Genomic DNA, 18,642 nt, shown 5'->3' with positions numbered 1-18,642 from the left:
GCCCGTCACGCCGGGGCTTTTTCGTGGAGCCAGCTACGCAGCACCGCGACCGAATCGGCCGGATTCTGCGCGACCAGCGCCCCGATCTTTTCCACCGACTGCGCCTTGAGCTGGCCCTTGATCTGGGCGATCGCCAGCATCCGCTCGGACGGGCCTTCGACGTCCTCCGCCACGATTTCCCCACTGGAGCCGACCGGGGCGAGCGCACGTCCGGGGCCGGCGGGATCGCCGGTCGCGATATCGGGTCCGGCCAGAACCGCATTGCGCATGAAGGACGGGATCGCCCGCACGGTGCTGTTGTCTGAAGCCAGGATCTGCTTCAGGAGCGGCCGCACCACGGTCATCAGCACGATCAGCGTCAGCAGCGAGATCACCCCGAGCTCGGCGAAGCGGACCAGGTCCTCCCGGGTGAAGGAAAGGAGTTGCTGCATCAGCGTCTGCTCGGCCACGTCGCTCGGTGGCGGCGGCGCCTCGGCGAAGCGCAGGTTGACGACCTCGACCTTGTCGCCGCGACCCTGGTCGAACCCGACGGCCGTGCGGACAAGCTCGCCGATGCGGTCGAGTTCCTCGGCGTTGCGCGGCTGGTAGGACAGCTCGCCGGCGGGGCTGCGGGTATAATTGCCGTCGACGAGGACGGCGACCGACAGCTTCTTGACCCGGCCGCCCTCGAGCACCTCGGTGCGGGTCGTCCGCGAGATCTCGTAATTCGCCACCTCCTCGTTCTTCGAGGAGTTCTCCCGCTGCGCCTGCTGCGTGCCCTGCGTCTGCTGGGCGCCCGGCAGCTCGTTGCCGACCGTGACCGCGCCGTTGCCGCCTTCGGCGGTGCTGGAATTCTCGGTGCGGTTCTGGCTGGAGCGGAGAACGCGGCTCTCCGGATCGAAGCTCTCGGACCGGCTCTCGACGCGATTGCTGTCGAGCGCAGCCGAAACCTGGATGCGCGCCCGGCCATAGCCGACGACGCTGGCGACGATATCCTCCACCTGCGACTTGATGCGCTTCTCGATCGCGGTCTGGCGCTCCTCGATGCCGAGCCCGATCAGGCCCTGGTCGCTCTGGGCGCCGTCGGCGAGCAGACGGCCGCGCTCGTCGACTATCGAGACGCGCTCGGGCTTCAGCCCGTCGACGGCCGAGGCGACGAGATGGCGCACCGCCCGGACCTGCGCCGCATCGAGATCCCCGGCGAGCTTGAGCGCGATTGAGGCCCGCGGCGGCTCGCGATCGCGCTCGAACAGCCGGCGCTCGGGAATGACGAGATGTACGCGCGCTGCCTGCACCCGGCTGATCGAGCGGATCGAGCGCGAGAGCTCGCCTTCGAGCGCGCGCAGATGGTTGATGTTCTGGACGAAGCTGGTCGAGGAGAAGGCGTCGCCCTTGTCGAAGATTTCGTAGCCGACGCCGCCGCCGGCCGGGATGCCCTTGCCGGCGAGGTCGAGGCGCAGGCGCGGCACATCGGCCTTCGGCACCAGCACCGTCTGCCCGTCGCCGCGCAGCTCGTACTTGACCCCGCGCGTGTCGAGATCCTTCAGGACCGCGCTGACATCCTGGCTGGACAGGTCCGTGAACAGCACGCTCATCGCCGGCTGCGACATCTTCAGCATCACGAAGCCGAAGAAGCCGACGAGCGCCAGCGTCACCGCCAGCATGGCGGCCAGCCGCGCCGCGCCGAATTTGGCAAACTGCTCGATCAGGCCGTTCACGCCGCCATCCGCCCCACAGAATCGCCGGGACGGCGCACCTGCTCCGACCCACTAGGCAAGTTTTTCCCAGTGCATGGTTAGCGGTCGGTTAATTTTTCGGGGCGGGCCATTAACTTTCCACACGGCGATGGCGCGCAAACGCGAAAAGCGCCGGCCCTTTCGGGGCCGACGCCTTTGAAAAGAAACGAAAATATCTGTTTCTTATTGGCGGTAGTGCTGGATCCGGGTCGTCCGAAGCCCGGCGAGGCCGTGCTGGTCGATCGACATCTGCCAGCTCAGGAACTCGTCGACGGTCAGCGTGTAGCGCTGGCACGCTTCCTCGAGGCTCAGGAGGCCGCCGCGTACAGCGGCCACCACCTCAGCCTTCCGCCGGATGACCCAGCGCCTTGTATTCATCGGCGGGAGATCCGCGATCGTCAGCGGACTTCCGTCCGGTCCGATCACGTATTTCACCCGCGGTCGCAATGGCTCGGTCATGGTACTCTCACACAACTCAACAGAGCTACTGAGGGCAGCATAGAAGGCCGGTTTTAAAAATTGGCTAAAACGATCGTGTCTTATGTCCACGACTGATTCGCCCTTACTCACTCGCTGCGCACCACGCTCTTCACCTTGTCGATCGGCACGCTGATCGAGCCGATCTTCAGCATCGGGATCGAGGAGGTGAAATCGACGCCGTCGACGATGCCGCTGATCTGCGTCTTCGCCGTGACGGCCTCGCCCGCGACGTTCTTGGCGTCGATCGTGATCGTGTACTCGCCATCCGGCGCCTTGGTGCCGGTCGAGGTCGTGCCGTCCCAGCTATAGGTCTGGTCTCCGGCGACCAGGGTCTTGGTGGCGGTCTGGACGACGTTGCCCTTCGAATCCTTGATCGTGACGGTTCCGGTTCCCGCCGAGGCCATGTTGACCTTCCACTCGGCCTTGCCCTCGATCAGCCGCGTCGTGGCGCCGTCCGCCGTGATCTTGGCGCCGATGAAGCCGACCGCGTTCGTCGCCGTTCCGGCAGCGCTGAGGCTGAGCAGCGAGCCCAGCGTCTCGTTGGTCTTGAGCTGCTGCTCGACACCGGCGAACTGCACGAGCTGGGCCGTGAACTGGTTGGTGTCGAGCGGATCCAGCGGCGACTGGTTCTTGAGCTGCGTCGTCAGCAGTAGCAGGAACTGGTCGAAATTGTTGGCGATCCCGGAGGTGCTACCGTTGACCGTGGTGTTGTTGGATGTGCTGGACGAGCTGCTTGCCCCGGAAACCGCCATGGCGCTTGTCCTCGCTTAGATGCTGAGATCGACGCCGCCGAGCCGCACGAGGCGGCGCTGCGGGACGGGATCGTTGGAAAGGGAGGCATCATCAGCCAGTTCCGCGCCATGCGGCAGGCGCGGACGCTGCGGCGCCTCGTCATGCTGGCGATTCTGGCGGAAAGCCGACTGATCGGAAGGGTCGCGCAGGCTGATGTCGACGCCGCCGTCGGACGGCTTCAGGCCCGCCTGCTCGAAGGCGCGTTCCAGCGTGCGGGCATCGCGCTGCAAGAGATGCAGGGTCTCGACGCGGTCGACGACCAGCCTGGCGCTGACCTCGCCCTTGTCGGAAATCGACAGGTTGACGTCGACGCGGCCGAGCTCGTCGGGATCGAGGCGGATGTCGAACTGCTTCGCGCCGGACATGGCGCGCAGCCCGATCTCGATCGGCACGACATGAATCGGCGTCGGCTGGCCGGTCGCGTTTGCCTGCGATTGTGCCGTCGCGGCTCCGTTGGGCATCACGTTCGGATCGAGCGGCTGGACGAGGCGGTCCTGCCCCGGCTTGCCGCCCGCCTGTTGCAGCATGCTCGACAGATCGAGCGGACCAAGGAGCTGCTGCAGGTTTTCGAGCGGCTTCGGATCGGCGGGCGCCGGCGCAGCGGCCGCGCTTGGCCCCTCCACCTTGGCGCCGGCGCCGGTGGCAAACTGCTCCTCGGAATTCTTGACTCCGGCGACATGCCCGGCATCGACGGTCGCCTTGCCCAACGCAATGGCTCCTTCGCCCTCTCCAGCCGTCGAGGCGGCATCCGCCGAGACCGGAGCGGGGGCGATGAAGCCGGGTGTCAGAGGCGCTGCCTGTTGGGGCTTTGCTCCGACGCCCACAGCAATGGCAGACGCTTTTTCAGCCTGCTTCGGTGCATCGCCGGCAGCAGATGTCGCGACCGGCAGCGCGAGGGCCGGCATAACAACGGGCGGCGGCACGACGGTGACTTTGATGTCCACCGCGCCCAGGTTCTGGCTTGCGCCATCGGCGGCAGCTTTATCGTCTTTGCGGTCGACCGCCTTTTCCTCGCCTTCGGGCACTGCCGGCTTTCCGTCGGCCTTCGGCGTTCCCTCACCAGCAGCACCGGCGGCAGCGGCGGCTTCGGCCTGCGCCGCCGCCATGGCGATGAGAAAATCGGCCCGCGTGGTCGGCACGGCCGTCTCCGGCTGCGATCCCGCCGGCTGTTGCGCGGATGGCTTGGCCACCGCGATATCCGGCTTGACGACGAACTCGCCCTTCCCGCTCGCCGTCACCGCGGGCTTTTCAGCCTGACCGGCGGCAGCAGCTTCCTCGATCACGGCGATCTTTTCTGCGGCTTTGGCGGTGTCGCCCTTCTCGGCGTCCGCAACCTCGCCTTCCTTCTGCTCCGGCAGGGCAAAGGCCTCTCCGCCCTCATCCGCACCGCCGCGACGGCGCGAGGCGGAAACTTCCGAAGCTCGCTGATTGGTGATGACAGGCTGGATCGACATGAACGGTTCCGCGGCGCGGGCAACAACTCGCCCGCCCGCCAATCCAGCAAGTTGCAAGCCAGAACCGAAGCGTTCAAAATCAATATCTTAGCGGGATGCGCCCCACATAGTCGCGGCAAGAAGCGCCCGCGCAGAAGCCGCCAACCGGCAGGATTTGCCGATCCCGCTGGCAGCATCCGGCCAAAGCCGGTATAGAGCCGGCAGATGCGCGCGCAACCGCGCCTTCGATTTCCCGAGCACGGACACCTCCGCCGACGATGACGACGACCCGCAACTCTCTCGACATCGCCAAGCCGCCCGCGGCGACGCGCGTCGTCGCGGCGATGTCGGGCGGCGTCGATTCCTCCGTGGTGGCGGCCCTGCTCAAGCGAGAGGGCTACGACGTCATCGGCGTGACGCTCCAGCTTTACGACCACGGTGCCGCCGTCCACCGCGCCGGCGCCTGCTGCGCCGGCCAGGACATCCACGACGCCCGCCGCGTCGCGGAGGCGATTGGCATTCCGCACTATGTGCTCGATTACGAAAGCCGCTTCCGCGATGCGGTGATCGAGCGCTTCGCCGAAAGCTACCTCGCAGGTGAGACACCGATCCCCTGCGTCGAATGCAACCGCACCGTGAAGTTCCGTGACCTGCTCGATCTGGCGAAGGAGCTTGGAGCCGACGCGCTGGCGACCGGCCATTATGTCGTCAGCCGCGATCTCGGCAACGATCATCGCGGTCTCTTCCGCGCCGCCGACGCCAGCCGCGACCAGAGCTATTTCCTCTATGCCACGACGCAGGAGCAGCTCGACCTGCTGCGCTTCCCGCTCGGCCATATCGACAAGGCGCAGACCCGCGCTCTCGCCGCCGAACTCGGCCTCGCCATCGCCGACAAGCCCGACAGCCAGGACATCTGCTTCGTGCCGAACGGGCGCTATGCCGATGTCATCGAGCGGCTGAAGCCCGGTGCGGCCCGGCCCGGCGACATCGTCCATCTCGACGGGCGCGTCCTCGGCCATCATGACGGCGTGCTCCACTACACCGTCGGCCAGCGCAAGGGCCTCGGCATCAGCGCGACGGAACCGCTTTACGTGCTCCGGCTGGATGCCGACGACGCCCGCGTCATCGTCGGCCCGCGCGAGGCGCTGAGCGTGCGCGAGATCCGCCTGCGCGACCTGAACTGGCTCGGCGAAACCGCCCTCGACGACCTGCCACTGGCAGGGCTCGACGTAGCCGTGCGCGTCCGCTCGACCCGCGCGCCGCGCGAGGCCCGCCTGTTCCGCGACGAAGAAGGCCTGCGCATCGAACTCGTCAGCGACGAGGAAGGCGTTTCGCCCGGCCAGGCCTGCGTGATCTATGCCGATGCCGGCCCCGGCTCCCGCGTCCTCGGCGGCGGCACGATCCTGCGCCGCCCGCTCGTGCTGCCGGCCGCCTCCGCGCAGGCCGCGCTCGCCCTGTCCTGACCGCCCTTCCGCTCGGACCCTCCACGCCATGCCGGTGCCTTACGATCTCGACGGCCAGAAGCGCGTCTACGCGACCTGGGCCAAATTCTACGACAAGATCTATCAGGGCATGCTGGCGCGCCCGCAGCGGGAAGCCGTGGCCGCGGCCTGCGCCTGCGGCCCGGATATCCTCGAAATCGGCGTCGGCACGGGCCTCACCCTGCCCTACTTCACACCGAATTCGCGCGTCCTCGGTGCCGACCTCTCGCTCGACATGCTCAAGGTGGCGCATCGCAAGGTCACGAGTCAGAAGCTCGATCATGTGCGCGGTTTGATGGTGATGGACGCCTGCCGGCTCGGCTTCGACGCCGAGCAGTTCGACGCCGTCACCGCACAGTTCGTGATCACCCTCGTGCCCGATCCCGAGCAGGCCCTCGCCGAGATGGACCGCGTGCTGAAGCCGGGCGGCGAGATCATCGTGTCGAGCCGCCTCGTCGACGATGGCGGCCTCCTCGCTCCGTTCTGGAGCGCGCTTGCGCCCGTGTCCAAGGCCATCGGCTGGAGTTCGGATTTCAAGGTCAGCCGCCTGACCGATTGGGCGAAGGCGACGGGGCGCTATGAAACGGTCCATGTCGGGCGCGGCTATTTCAAGGTCGTCCGGCTGCGCAAGCTCGCTTCTGCCGATAAGTCGCGATCCGAGGCTTGACGCGACCGCACCGCGACGCCTATATCGCGCCTCGACGACGGGGCCGGCGCAGCCGGCCACGATGTCTGTGGCGGGGTAGCTCAGCTGGTTAGAGCAGCGGAATCATAATCCGCGTGTCGGGGGTTCAAGTCCCTCTCCCGCTACCATTCAATTTCCAAACAATATCAACGAGATAAGCCTCCCGCCCTGCGAGAACAGACCGTGTTTTGGTGCTACATCGGCGCGCAACAGGGTTCGATTGATTTCAACGGCTTACGACATGGCCCCGGCAGGTCCATGCAACATCGCCGCAACACAGTCCGCTGGATTTTTCCCGGAATGTTGATCACCTTCGCGCGCTTCGTTGGACTGCATGAACGTCGTCTCAATTGATGGGGATTCGTAAGAATCGCGGCTAATTGCGCTGCCTTGGTAGCGGCTGCATCAAGGTCCGACCGCTTTTTAATCGGTAATCTGCAATCAATCAGATCATTTGGCTCGCCAGATTATGCAATATCGCCATTGGAAATAACACCCGGGAATGGGCGCCGCCGGTTTAGGGAGGGAATGCCCAGCTGAGCGCCCAGCTCGGCCTAAGCTACGCGCGCGTTGATGGCTCGTGATGCTCAGAACGTCAGCTTCCGGACCGGGATCGAAGGGGCAAAATCGACCCAATCGAGACATCCGCGGCGCAATGTCCGAAGATTGAGGTGTGGCCCATAGCCGAAATCAGGACGGTCCGCTGTCGGGCAGTGTCGATCACGATCGGCCCTGGCCGGAGGCAGCACGCAACTTATGCAAGCACGCCGTGCAGCTGGCTGACCAATTATCCCTGATGCTCAATCCATGACGCGATGTCGCCGGGACGGGTCAGCCAGATCTCGTCGCTCCTGGAAGCGATATGCTCCAACGCGCGGGTCAAGGCGCGCAGGCGGAACGGCTGGCCGGAGATGAATGAGTGGACCACGACGCTCATGACCAACGGCTGTTCTCGCGAGGCTTCCATCATCTCGTCGAACTCGTCGATGATCATCTCGGCGAATTCGCGGGCGCTGGCCTGACGCCCGATGATGGTAGAGCTATCGTTGAGCTCCAGCGCATAGGGCATGGCCATCAGCCTGCCGCTCTCCGTATTGAGCCAGACGGGTTGATCGTCCATGCGGAAATCGGCGACATAGCTGAAGCCCTGATCCGCGAGCAGATCGAGCGTCACCGGGCTGTGCGCCAGCCAGGGGCTCGACCAGCCCGTGGGCGGCTGGCCTTCCTCGCTCGCGATGCGCTCATGGACCGCGCGGATGTAAGCCACCTCCTCCTGCGGGTTCATCGTCGCGAGGCTGTCCGAGTTGCTGATGCCATGCGCGACGAACTCCGCCCCGGCCTCGCGGGCTGCCGCGATAACCGCTGGCGCGTGATCATAGATGGCGGTGTTCAGCAGCACGGCCGGCCTGACGCCGAAGCTCTTGAGGCGATCGAACAGGCGAAACGCGCCGACGCGGTTACCATAATCGCGCCAGGAGGTGTTGACGAGATCGGGCTTGGAGGCGCCGGGCAGCAGATCCTCGGTCAGCCCCTCGCCGAAGGCGTATTCCTCGACGCCGACAGCGACATAAACCGCAAGACCGGCGCCATTGGGCCAGCGATAGGTTGGCCGCTCCTTGATCGCCGAATAACCGTAGCGTCCGTGTGTGGCGAGCATCTCAGATGTCCTGGTGGCGGGGCGCGGCATCGCCGAGCCAGCGGTTCATGCCGACGTCACGGGCGCAGGCCGTGGCATACATGGCGCGGTAATGCGGCAGCCAACGCTCGGCTGCCTGCGCAGCCAGTTCGAGCGTTGGCTTGCGGCGGGAGAACAGCTCGCGCGCCTCGGCGCGCAAGGCTGCCTCGTCCATGGTCGCGATCCCGCCTTCCTCGTAGACGATCGAGCCCGCGACCATCGTCAGGCGAACCGAGCTGCCATTTTCGCAATAGACGAGTTGTCGGCGCAGATCGTTCAGCGGCGTGAAGGCATGCGTGTCGAGATCGAGCATGACGAGGTCGGCCAGCCGGCCGGGCGCCAGGACGCCGAGTTCGTCCTGCAACCCCATGGCGCGGGCGCCACCCTTGAACAGGCAGTCGAGGAATTCGCCGGCATTCGGCCAGCTTTCGTAGTCGGGACCGGAGATATTGTGGATCAGCCCTGCCATCTTGGCGACGGCCCACATGTTGACGGCGTCGTCGGCGATGGCTTCGTCCGTGCCGAGGCAAATCGGGATGCCGCGATCACGAATGCGCCGGAACGGCATCACGCCGCTGCCCAGCCTGAGATTGCTGATCGGGTTGTGTGCGATCACCGCCCCGGCTCCGGCAATCAGGTCGAGATCGGCATCGTCGACCCAAATGGCGTGGATGATGTTGAGCCGCTCCGAGAGAATGCCGAGATCGGCGGCATGGCCGACCAGCGAGCGCCCGCGCAGACGAGGCTGCTCCTGGCTCAGCACGCGCTGAAGCTTTGTCTCCAGCATATGCGCATAGAACGGCAGCCCATGGCCGCGGCTCAGCTCGGCGAGCGCTTCCGCATAATCAGGCGAGACTCGTTGCGGCGCCGAGCACGAGACGGCCGCGCGGAGGCGCCCGCCCCGCGCCCCATGCCAGCGCGAGATCAGATGGCCGTACATCGCCAGCAAATCCGCCGTTCCGAAGGCGCGCGGCTTTTCCAGTTCGGCCCGCAGGTCGCTTGGCAGCAGCTCGGCGAGGAAAGGCAGCTTGTCCAGTTCGGGCAGATTGGGCTCGTCAAGGGCGACGGTGGCGCGAATGCCGCTGTCGGCATAGGCCCGCATCACGGCGTCGATGATCTCCGTCGTCGGTTCCGGCACGAAGAAAGCGTCGTCCTGCACGGCTGTGACACCGGCCTTCAGCATCTCGGCGCAGGCGAGCTGGGTCCGGACATAGGCCTCGCGCGGGGTCGGCCGCAGCGCTTCCAGCGCCGGGCTCTCATAAAGCATGAAGATCTCGAGCGGCAGGCTGTCGAGCCGGCCCTTCATATGGTTCACAGGCGAGTGAAAATGCGCGTTGATCAGCCCCGGCAGAAGCAGCTTGCCGTAGCCGTCGATGATGCGCGCATCGCGCGGCGCCAGCCGCATTGCATCCGGGCCGATGGCACTGATGCGATCGCCCTCGACCAGCAGATCACTGGCCGGCGTCATGCCGATTTCGCAGGCGAGGTCGAGGATGTGAACGTTGCGGAACAGCGTGCTCATCGCGATCGGCTCAGGATCTCGAAGAGCCGCCCCCAGCGGCGGCCCCGGCCATCGAGCGCTCCGGTCAGGTGGAGCGCATGCCAGACCGCCAGCGTCGTCGAATCGAGGATCGGGATGCCGAATTCCCGCTCCAGCCCATCGACGACATAGGCAGCCGGCATGTTGGTGCACCAGCTCAGGATCGCGTCGGGCCGCGCCGCCGCGACCTCCCGCATCATCGCCGCGATGGCCTCGTCGGACATGGCCGCGAAGTCGAGATTATCGGCGATTCCCGCATGGGCCTCCGCGGCGACGTCGAGGCCCTCGGCGCGGAAGCGGCCGATCAGCCTCTCCTGGTAGGCGGCACCATAGGGCGAGACCAACGCGATCCGCCTCGCCCCGAAATGCGCCAGGGCGGCTTGCAGGGCGATCGTCGATGTCGTCGCCGGGATCGCGGTCTCGCTGGTGATCCGGCGGCACAATTCGTCATCGATGGGGAAGCCGAGATTGGCGCCCTTGCTGCCGTTCCAGACAATGATGTCGGGCCTGGCATGGGCGAGCAGCCGGGCCGCGCCGAGCATGCCGTCCCAGTCATAATCGTAGGGGAAGAGATCCTTGGCGCCGAAGACCGGCGTGCGCGAGAAATGCCCCGAGACCTCCGGAAAATCGGCCAGGATCGCGTTCGTTACCCGCTCGACCACGAGATTGGCCGAGGGCGTGATCATCGCGATCGCCGTACGGTGATCGGGGCGTAGCGAGGGGAGAGTGATCGCCATCACGCGGCATCGTCCAGCAGCAGGCGGTTGCGGTCCGCAGCCCAGCTTGCCAGCACCTCGCTGCCGGCCGCGATCGGCGCGGCTGCATCATCGGCGACATCGTTCTGGCGCACCGCGATCAATGGCTCGCCATTGGCGCGGCGCAGATAGAAATGCGTATTGACGCCGTGATAGACGACCTGCTCGACGGTCATCCGGCTCTGGTTGGGCGCGATATCCTCGCTTTTCGCTAGCGCGATCCGCACCGATTCCGGCCGCACCGCGATCAGGGCCTGCCCCGATGCCGGCGGCGTGCCGTCGAGCGCAAGCGTCGTTCCGTCCTGCGCCGTGACGAGATAGCTGCCGGCCTCACGCCGCGTCACGGCGCCGGTGAAGAAATTCGAGGTGCCGATGAAGCTCGCGACGAAGCGCGTCGCCGGCCTCTCATAGATCTCCTTGGGCGCGCCGATCTGCTCGATGCGACCATTGTTCATCACCGCGATCCGGTCCGACAGCGTCAGCGCCTCGTCCTGGTCATGCGTCACCATCAGCGTCGTGATGCCGAGCCTTTGCTGGAGCTGGCGCATCTCGATCTGCATGCTCTCGCGCAGCTTCTTGTCGAGCGCCCCGAAGGGCTCGTCGAGCAGCAGCACGGAAGGCTCGACGATCAGTGCCCGCGCCAGTCCGACACGCTGCTGCTGCCCGCCCGAGAGCTGATGCGGCAGGCGCTCGGCGAAGGCCGAGAGCTGGACCAGCGCCAGCGTCTCGGCGACACGCCGGGCGATGTCTGCGGCCGGCACCTTGCGCATTTCCAAGCCGAAGGCGAGGTTTTTCGCCACGGTCAGATGCGGAAACAATGCGTAGTTCTGGAACAGCATGCCGATATTGCGGCGATGCACGGGGGTGCCCGTCACGGAGCGCCCGCCGATCCGGATATCTCCCGCCGACGGGTCGATCAGCCCCGCGATCATCCGCATGATCGTGGTCTTGCCGCAGCCGGAGGGGCCGAGCAGGGACAGGACATGCCCCGGCTCGATGTCGAAGGTCACGCCGCGGACGGCGAGCATGGAGCCGTAGCTCTTCTGGACATCCTCGACGGCGATGTCCGTCGCCTTTGCGCGTGGCTGAGCCATGATCGTCAGGCCGTGAAGATCTGGCTGATCTTCTCGATCCAGTCGGAGCGGACCGAGTTGACATAGGCCCAGTCCGGGCTGAACAGGCCGAGTTCATCCATCTTGGTGTCGGGATAGGCCAGCAGGCCGGCGATCTCGGGCTTGAACGACAGGCCGCCGATGGCGGGAGCGGCCAGCGCCGCCTCGGCCAGACCCTGCTGCACCGCAGGCTCGAGCATGCGGTTCATGAAGGCGGCGCCGAGATCGGCGGCGGGCGCATTCTTGACCAGCACCTGGCAATTCACGCCGGCAAAGGCGCCCTCCTTCGGGAAGCACATCTCGATCGGCGCGCCCTTCAACTTGTACGGATAGACATACTTGGAATATTCGGGGCCGCCGATCGAACCCTGGCCCTGGGCGACCAGCAGCGCCGCATCGTCGGTGCTGTAGAGGTTGAGCACATTGGGCTTCAGCTCAGCGAGCTTCGGCCAGGCGGCATCGGCGAGATACTGCGCCTCCTTGTACGGCTTGCCGGTGGCAATCGCGGCCGCCGCGATGATCATGAAAACGCTCGGCGTCGTCTTGGTGCCGACCATCGAGAACTTCCGGGCAAAGCGCGGATTCCACAGATCGGCGTAGCTCTCGAGCGGCTTGGTCGCCTGCGGGTTGTAGAACAGGCCGGCCGAGGACACGGCAAGCGCGACGCCATAGCCGTCATTGTAGATGAAGCGCGGATAGACCTTGCCGAGATTCGGCATTTTGTCCTTGGGCAGAGCCGCGATCAGGTCTTCGCGCTTGGCGATCTCGACGCCGAGATCGTCGATGAACATTACCGTGAATTTCGGCGCGGCCTTGGCGCCCCGCAGCAAACCGATCTGCCCCAGCGTCGAGCCCTGCTGGGCGTCAACCTTGCAGTCGAATTCCTTCTCGAAGGCCGGCAGCACATTGCGGCGGATGAACTCACCCTGCGTGCCGCCCCAGATGCCGATCTGCATTGACTGGCCGGCAGCCCAGGCATTGCGGACGAAGAAGCTCGGGGCGGCGAGGCCGGCGGCCGCGGCGGCGCCCGTCTTGAGGATGCTGCGGCGGCTGATCGTGGTCTTGGTCATGGCACGGCTCCTGAAATCAGCGGCATCTGCCGCGGCGATTGGGAAAGGCGAAGGGGTCTAGAGGGAGCGTCGTCAGAAGCTCATGGCGCGGCGCAGTCCGGCGATCTTTTCGAGCAGCAGCACCATGAACAGCGAAAAGAAGATCATCAGCGAGGCGATGGCCGCGATGCCGGGGTCGAACATCCGGCTGATCAGCGAGATCATCATCATCGGCAGGGGCACATGGCTGGCATCGAACAGCCACATCGAGACGGCGTAGTTGTCGAAGGAGGTGACGAAGGCGAAGAGCGCGCCGGCCATCAGGCCGGGCATGATCTGCGGCCGTGTCACCCGCCAGAATGCGGTGACGCGGTCGGCCCCGAGAGTCCGGGCCGCCTCCTCGAGGCCCGGGTCGACCGTGACCAAGCTCGCCGAGACGGTGCGCACCACATAGGGGGTCGTCACCAGCACATGCCCGATGACGAGGTTGAGATAGGCGTGCTGCGAGCCGATCGACGAGAACAGGCGCAGCAGAGCGATGCCTGTCACCAGCGTCGGGAAAATCAGCGGCGACAGAACCAGACCCTGGACGATCGCCTTGCCGGGAAAGGACAGCCGCACCAGCCCGAGGGCGGTGGGCGTGCCAAGCAGCATCGCCCCGATCGCGGCCGAGGCGCTGAGCCCCACGCTGAAACGGAAGGACGAGGTGAAATCGGGTTCGTCCAGCACCTTGGCGTACCAACTGAGCGTGAAGCCCTTCGGCGGGAAGGTGACGAAGGGCGTGTCGGACACCGACAGCGCGATCGGCAGGATCAGCGGCAGCATCAGGAAGATCATGATCACCGCGGTCAGGGCATAGATCAGCGGCGCGGCGCGCCCGAGGCCGCTCTCCGACATTACGCGGCCTCCATCGCACGGGTGCGGGTACTGCGCTCGATCAGAGCCATGTAGCCGAGGTTGATCGCCATCACGATCACGACCATCACGGTCGCGATCGCCGCACCGAAGGGCCAGTCGAACACGGTCAGGATTTGCTCTTCGACCAAGGTGCCGAGCATCTTGGTGAAGCTGCCGCCGAGCAGGGATGGCAGGATGAAGGAACTCGCGGTCAGGGAGAACACGAGCGTGCAGCCGGCACCGAGCCCCGGCAGGCTGAGGGGCAGCGTCACCCGGCGAAACACGGCAAGGCTGTTGCCGCCCAGCGTGCGCGCCGCATCCTCGACAGCCGGATCGATGCGCCCGATCGCAGCGGTTAGCGGCAGCACCATCATCGGCAGGAAGACCTGCACCGAGCCGATGACCACGGCCCAGTCCGTGTAGAGCAGTTCGACCGGCCCCAAGCCGAGGAAGGACAAGGCCCAGTTCAGGACGCCATTGGGGCCGTTGGCCAGGATGATCCGCCAGCCATAAGCGCGCACCACCACATTGACGAGCAGCGGCGCGATCACCAGCACCGTGATCAGGCGGCCGAGCCAGACCGGACCGCGCGCGATCACCAGCGCCAGCGGATAGGCCAGCAGCATCGCGCCGATGGTGGTGAAGAGGCTGATCCGCAGCGTCGTCAGCATCACCCCGCGATAGAGATCGACCGTGGCGAGGCGGATGTAGTTCGCTAGCGTCGGCAGGGCCGTCACACTGCCGTCGGGCAACTGCTTCAGGAAGCTGTAGCGCACCATCAGCCCAACCGGGATGACGAAGACGAGCAGGAAGAACAGCACGACCGGGCCCAGCAGCATTAGCGCCGGCACCAGCGTTTTGCCCCGCTTGCCCGCAGCTCCGGCGCGCGCTTGCATCAGCGCTGGCGCTATCGGTTCTGACGGCGTGCTGAGTGTCACCGGCCACCTCGATCGCAAATGTCGACGGACGCGCCGTCAACTCATGTCGATAATTAAATTCAGGATTATCGACAAAACAATCCAGGATACGCACCAAAAAGCTGCATCATGAGACGTAATAATAGGCAGATCGCACGACAGTCGTGCTTTGCAGTGTTAGGCAAGTGTGATTCATATGCAGTGCCCAATCGCTGAAACGCTCTGGACACCGATGGTCGAACGTGAGGACGACAGGGACGAGGCCGGGGACGACCTCGTCTACGACAAGATCCATGCCGCAATCGGTGCGCAGGAGCTGCCACCGGGCACGCGCCTGCGCGAGGACGAGATGCGCCAGATTTTTGGTGTCAGCCGGGCGCGCATTCGCAAGGTGTTCTCGCGACTTGCCCATGCCGGCCTCGTCACGATCGAACCGAACAAGGGCGCCTCGGTATTCCAGCCGACACCGCGGGAGGCTCGCGAGATCTTTGCGGCACGGCGCGGTATCGAGGCCACTATCGTGCGGCTGCTCGCCGGCAAGCTATCGACCCCAGATGTTGCCGCCCTCAAGCGCCATATCGCCCGGGAGGTCGAGGCCGAGGCCGGCCGGAAATGGAACGAGATGGTCCGGCTATCGGGCGAGTTCCATCTGCTCATGGCCGAGATTGCCGGGAATACGATCCTGTTGCGATTCCTCCGCGAGCTGATAACCCGCGAAGCCTTGGTCATCCTCGTCTATGAGCGGCCGGGTCAGCCCAGTTGCTCGCACCACGAGCACAGTCTTATCCTACAGGCACTATCTGCTGCGGATCCTGAGAAGGCCGTCGCGCTGATGGATGAGCATCTCGGCAATGTCGAAGAGCGCCTCGATCTCGACCGCGATACGCGAAAAGTGGTCGATCTCGGCAAGTTGTTCGCGACTGCGAAGCCGAAGTCTCGGCCCTGATATCCTGGGCATGAGCAGTCACGCCACCATGAGTCTGGCTTCGCAGCAAATTGCCTGAAGCCATCCATAGCGGCGGGTTTCGGATATTAGCAGGGCCAACCGCGATTCTCGAACGTGAATTCCAGTCAGGCGCCGTCCGCTTAAAGATTGGGCGACGCCCCCTTCGCGTCGATCGACGGGAGGCTAGATTAAGATTTCTGCCGCTTTATTTGGCAATCTAGTGAATTCTGCGATTACTATAACGGCTTGAATTGTCGATAATCTGGCCGATCATTGCCGACATGACATTCGGCATCCGGCTGCTCGCCATCAACCCCAACACCTCCGTCACGGTGACGGCGCGCTTCCTCACGGAGGCGCGCCGCAGCTTGCCGAATACCGCGACGCTCGACGGAGCGACGGGCCGGTTCGGCGCCGGCATCGTTTCGAGCCTGGCCGAAAATGTGATCGCGGCGCATGCAGCGCTGGAGCTGCTTGCCCGGCACGGGGGCGGCTATGACGCGGTGATCCTCGCGATCTCCTTCGATACGGCGCTCGAGGCCGCGCGCGACCTCATGCCCGTGCCGGTGATCGGCATGACCGAGGCGGCGATCATCGCAGCCCGCGCGCATGGGGAGGTGGGTGTCATCACCTTCGGCAGCGTCAGTATGCCGCTCTACGCCGAGCGGCTGGCGCTCTACGGCGTCCCAGCCGACAGGATGGAGACCGTCGAGGTCGAGGATACCAGCGGCTATTTGTCCGGGAACCTCGATGATGCCGTTGTGGCCGCGGCTCTGCATCTTGCCGAACGCGGCATGCAAGCCGTGGTGGTTTGTGGCGCAGCCGTCGTCGGCATCGCTCGCCGTCTGCAACCTCGCCTTCCGATGCCGATCCTCGACGGAGCGGCGCCAGCCGTGGCGGCCGCGCTCAGACTGACGAAAACGGCCATCGCGCCCCGTTCCATTCGACCGCTCGGCGCCGCTCAAGATATTGATGCCGATCTGGCCGCGCTTATCGCGGGTGGCAAGCCGGCCTCGCGCCCCCTGCCGCAATTGGTTTCCGACAGAGCATGAGCGCGATGGCTATCCGTGATGCCGGACTGCTCGATACCTGCCGAGCCGGCAGCATCGCGGCTACGGCGCGCGCATTGCCTTCCACCTCAACCACCTGAACGAAACTGAAGGAGTTTGCCATGCACGCCGTACTGAAATGCCTCCTTGCCGCTGGCCTGCTCGCCGCCAGCCAGCCGGCCAGCGCACAGACGACGCGCTGGCTGACCCAGAGCCAGCAGCACCAGGCGCAGTACCCTGCCGAGGCGGCCGCGATCGCGGCCGTGGGGGCGGCCGGGATCACCGTCCAGCGCAACGAGTTCCAAGTCCTTGGTCTCAACCTCGCCGACGCGCTGCGCCTCGCCAGCCAGGGCGGCTTCCAGGTCGTCTCGACACAGATCGGCAGCGTCGCCAAGGACGACCCGTTCCTGGAAGGCATCGACCTGATCGGCGTCTCGACCGACATGACGGACCTGCGCAAAGCTGTCGACGCATATCGCGCTCCCATCAACGCCCGCCTCGAGCAGCGCTTCGGCGTCAAGGCAGTCGCCATTTGGCCGTTCGGCCCGCAGGTCTTCTTCTGCAACAAGCCGATCACGACGCTCGCCGACCTGAAGGGCCTCAAAGTCCGTTCGTTCACCGCCTCAATGTCGGCACTCCTGACCGATCTCGGCGCCACGCCGGTGACACTCTCCTTCCCGGAAGTCTATCCAGCGCTTGAGCGCGGCGTCGCGCAATGCGGCGTTACCTCGCCGACCTCGGCGAACACCGGCAAATGGCCGGAGGTGACGAACCACCTGATGCCGCTCTCCGTCTCCGGCTCGATCCAGGCCCATCTCGTCAACGTCGCCTGGTGGAACGCGATGCCGGCCGACAAGAAGGCGCAGCTCGAAGCGGCCTTCAAGAAGCTCGAGAATGACCTGTGGGATCTCGCAACCAGCACGAATGATACCGCCTTTGCCTGCTCGACCGGCGGCGCCTGCCCCGCCGGCGGCCTCTACACCGCGTACAAGATGACGCCGGTCAGGGTTTCAGAAGCCGACAGGACGCGTGTGAAGACGATCTCGCAGGAGAAGATCCTGGGCGAATGGGGCGGGCGCTGCAACGCGAGCTATCCCGACTGCGTCAAGGTTTGGAACGACTCGATCGGCAAGAGTCTCGGCGTCGCCATTCCGCGCTGACCAGTTCCGCCGGGCGCCCGTCATGGGCACCCGGCCTATGTTTCCGGGAGATCGAATCATGCCCCCCGACAATCCGATCCAGCGTTTCGCTGGCCCGACTGTCCGCGTGATGCAGATCGTCATGGGGTGGGCCCTGATCGGAATCTGCCTGGCCACGGTCTACGAGATCGCAGCGCGCCAGCTCGGCTCCTCGATCCAGGGCATCAACGAGGTCGGCGCCTATCTTCTCGCCGTCGTCAGCAGTTGGGGCTTCTCGGCGGCGCTTCTCAGTCGGGCCCATTCCCGCGTCGACTTCCTCTTCCCGCGCTTCCCCTCGTGGCTCCAGTCGGTCCTGAATGTCGTCGCCGCCATCACGCTCGCGGCGCTTGCCATCTTCTCTGCCTGGCAGGGCTGGGGCGTGCTCGCCGATACGCTACGCTGGCAGGCGCATGCCAGCACTCCGCTGCAGACCCCGCTCTGGATTCCGCAGTCGCTCTGGCTTTTCGGCCTTGTCGTTTTTGCCGGCGTTTCGGCCGCTAGCGCCGTGCATGCTGCCTTGCTGCTCGGGCGCGACCGCCGCCGGCTCGACGTGCTCTACGGACCACCCTCGATCCAAGAGCAGATCGAGATAGAGACGCAGGGCAGCCTGGCCCCCGCGATGGAGAGCACGCGATGATCGGCATCTGGACTGTCGCCGCCGGGTTCCTCGGCATGGTCGGCCTGCTCTTTCTCGGGCTGCATGTCGCGACCGCGCTCTTCCTGACCGCTCTCCTTGCGATCCTCGTCTATGTCGATGGCGTGCCTTTGGCGATCTATGGCAGCCAACTCTGGAGCGCGATGGAGGACTACATCCTGCTCTCGATCCCACTCTACATTCTGCTCGGCGAGATTCTCGTCCGTTCCGGCATGACGGACAAGATGTATGGCGCGATCGCCCCTTGGCTGAACCGGCTACCGGGCGGATTGCTGCATACTAA

18 protein-coding genes and 1 tRNA gene are annotated in these 18,642 nt (G+C 65.4%); 8 read left to right on the top strand and 11 right to left on the bottom strand.

Features of this window, described 5'->3' with window-relative positions; translation table 11 throughout:
• Window positions 1-5 precede the first annotated feature (5 nt).
• The 4 genes from fliF to fliK form a co-directional block, all read right to left on the bottom strand.
• The gene (fliF, locus tag AC1DVA_RS18630; RefSeq protein WP_265054479.1) at window positions 6-1,697 is read right to left on the bottom strand and encodes a flagellar basal-body MS-ring/collar protein FliF; all 1,692 of its coding nucleotides are present in this window, start codon (window positions 1,695-1,697) and stop codon (window positions 6-8) included.
• A 201-nt stretch (window positions 1,698-1,898) separates the two neighbouring features.
• A complete protein-coding gene (gene sciP, locus AC1DVA_RS18625) occupies window positions 1,899-2,174 on the bottom strand; it encodes a CtrA inhibitor SciP (RefSeq protein WP_038359348.1) in 276 nt (91 codons plus the stop codon).
• Between the two features lie 107 nt (window positions 2,175-2,281).
• Window positions 2,282-2,947, bottom strand: coding sequence for a flagellar hook assembly protein FlgD (locus AC1DVA_RS18620; protein ID WP_265054480.1), 666 nt, complete (start codon window positions 2,945-2,947; stop codon window positions 2,282-2,284).
• Window positions 2,948-2,962: 15 nt separating this feature from the next.
• Window positions 2,963-4,441 (bottom strand): flagellar hook-length control protein FliK, encoded by a 1,479-nt coding sequence (fliK, locus tag AC1DVA_RS18615; RefSeq protein ID WP_265054481.1) that lies wholly within the window; start codon window positions 4,439-4,441, stop codon window positions 2,963-2,965.
• Between the two features lie 257 nt (window positions 4,442-4,698).
• Here fliK and mnmA point away from each other — a divergent pair, with 257 nt between their 5' ends.
• From mnmA to AC1DVA_RS18600, 3 genes are all read left to right on the top strand, one after another.
• Window positions 4,699-5,883 (top strand): tRNA 2-thiouridine(34) synthase MnmA, encoded by a 1,185-nt coding sequence (mnmA, locus tag AC1DVA_RS18610; protein ID WP_265054482.1) that lies wholly within the window; start codon window positions 4,699-4,701, stop codon window positions 5,881-5,883.
• A 28-nt stretch (window positions 5,884-5,911) separates the two neighbouring features.
• Window positions 5,912-6,568 carry a class I SAM-dependent methyltransferase gene (locus AC1DVA_RS18605; RefSeq protein ID WP_476806867.1) on the top strand — a complete coding sequence of 219 codons (657 nt, stop codon included), beginning with the start codon at window positions 5,912-5,914 and terminating at the stop codon, window positions 6,566-6,568.
• 69 nt (window positions 6,569-6,637) lie between these two features.
• Window positions 6,638-6,714, top strand: a tRNA-Met gene (locus AC1DVA_RS18600).
• Between the two features lie 659 nt (window positions 6,715-7,373).
• Here the strand turns inward: AC1DVA_RS18600 and AC1DVA_RS18595 are convergent.
• The 7 genes from AC1DVA_RS18595 to AC1DVA_RS18565 form a co-directional block, all read right to left on the bottom strand.
• Window positions 7,374-8,243 carry a polysaccharide deacetylase family protein gene (locus AC1DVA_RS18595; protein ID WP_476806866.1) on the bottom strand — a complete coding sequence of 290 codons (870 nt, stop codon included), beginning with the start codon at window positions 8,241-8,243 and terminating at the stop codon, window positions 7,374-7,376.
• 1 nt (window position 8,244) lies between these two features.
• Window positions 8,245-9,783 (bottom strand): amidohydrolase family protein, encoded by a 1,539-nt coding sequence (locus AC1DVA_RS18590; RefSeq protein WP_476806865.1) that lies wholly within the window; start codon window positions 9,781-9,783, stop codon window positions 8,245-8,247.
• On the bottom strand, window positions 9,780-10,538 hold the full coding sequence (locus AC1DVA_RS18585) for a maleate cis-trans isomerase family protein (RefSeq protein WP_476806864.1): 759 nt from the start codon (window positions 10,536-10,538) through the stop codon (window positions 9,780-9,782). Before AC1DVA_RS18585 ends, AC1DVA_RS18590 begins: the two co-directional genes overlap by 4 nt.
• A complete protein-coding gene (locus AC1DVA_RS18580; RefSeq protein ID WP_476806863.1) occupies window positions 10,538-11,650 on the bottom strand; it encodes an ABC transporter ATP-binding protein in 1,113 nt (370 codons plus the stop codon). The genes AC1DVA_RS18585 and AC1DVA_RS18580 overlap by 1 nt, the downstream gene beginning before the upstream one ends.
• Before the next feature lie 5 nt (window positions 11,651-11,655).
• The gene (locus tag AC1DVA_RS18575) at window positions 11,656-12,738 is read right to left on the bottom strand and encodes an extracellular solute-binding protein (RefSeq protein ID WP_476806862.1); all 1,083 of its coding nucleotides are present in this window, start codon (window positions 12,736-12,738) and stop codon (window positions 11,656-11,658) included.
• A 72-nt stretch (window positions 12,739-12,810) separates the two neighbouring features.
• Window positions 12,811-13,614 (bottom strand): ABC transporter permease, encoded by an 804-nt coding sequence (locus tag AC1DVA_RS18570; protein WP_476806861.1) that lies wholly within the window; start codon window positions 13,612-13,614, stop codon window positions 12,811-12,813.
• Window positions 13,614-14,453, bottom strand: a complete 840-nt coding sequence (locus tag AC1DVA_RS18565) for an ABC transporter permease (RefSeq protein ID WP_476806860.1) — start codon at window positions 14,451-14,453, stop codon at window positions 13,614-13,616. Before AC1DVA_RS18565 ends, AC1DVA_RS18570 begins: the two co-directional genes overlap by 1 nt.
• A 310-nt stretch (window positions 14,454-14,763) precedes the next feature.
• Here AC1DVA_RS18565 and AC1DVA_RS18560 point away from each other — a divergent pair, with 310 nt between their 5' ends.
• The 5 genes from AC1DVA_RS18560 to AC1DVA_RS18540 form a co-directional block, all read left to right on the top strand.
• A complete protein-coding gene (locus tag AC1DVA_RS18560; protein WP_476806859.1) occupies window positions 14,764-15,477 on the top strand; it encodes a GntR family transcriptional regulator in 714 nt (237 codons plus the stop codon).
• Window positions 15,478-15,758: 281 nt separating this feature from the next.
• Window positions 15,759-16,529 (top strand): aspartate/glutamate racemase family protein, encoded by a 771-nt coding sequence (locus AC1DVA_RS18555; RefSeq protein WP_476806858.1) that lies wholly within the window; start codon window positions 15,759-15,761, stop codon window positions 16,527-16,529.
• 119 nt (window positions 16,530-16,648) lie between these two features.
• A complete protein-coding gene (locus AC1DVA_RS18550; protein ID WP_476806857.1) occupies window positions 16,649-17,686 on the top strand; it encodes a TRAP transporter substrate-binding protein in 1,038 nt (345 codons plus the stop codon).
• A 58-nt stretch (window positions 17,687-17,744) separates the two neighbouring features.
• Window positions 17,745-18,341, top strand: a complete 597-nt coding sequence (locus AC1DVA_RS18545) for a TRAP transporter small permease subunit (RefSeq protein WP_476806856.1) — start codon at window positions 17,745-17,747, stop codon at window positions 18,339-18,341.
• Window positions 18,338-18,642 (top strand): TRAP transporter large permease subunit (locus AC1DVA_RS18540; protein ID WP_476806855.1); only part of this gene is annotated, 305 nt, incomplete at its 3' end. The genes AC1DVA_RS18545 and AC1DVA_RS18540, both read left to right, overlap by 4 nt.

This window comes from Allobosea sp. P4_C6 (genome assembly GCF_056402015.1).
The sequence above is the reverse complement of the archived record's forward strand: the minus strand, read 5'-3'. Positions and strand labels throughout refer to the sequence as shown.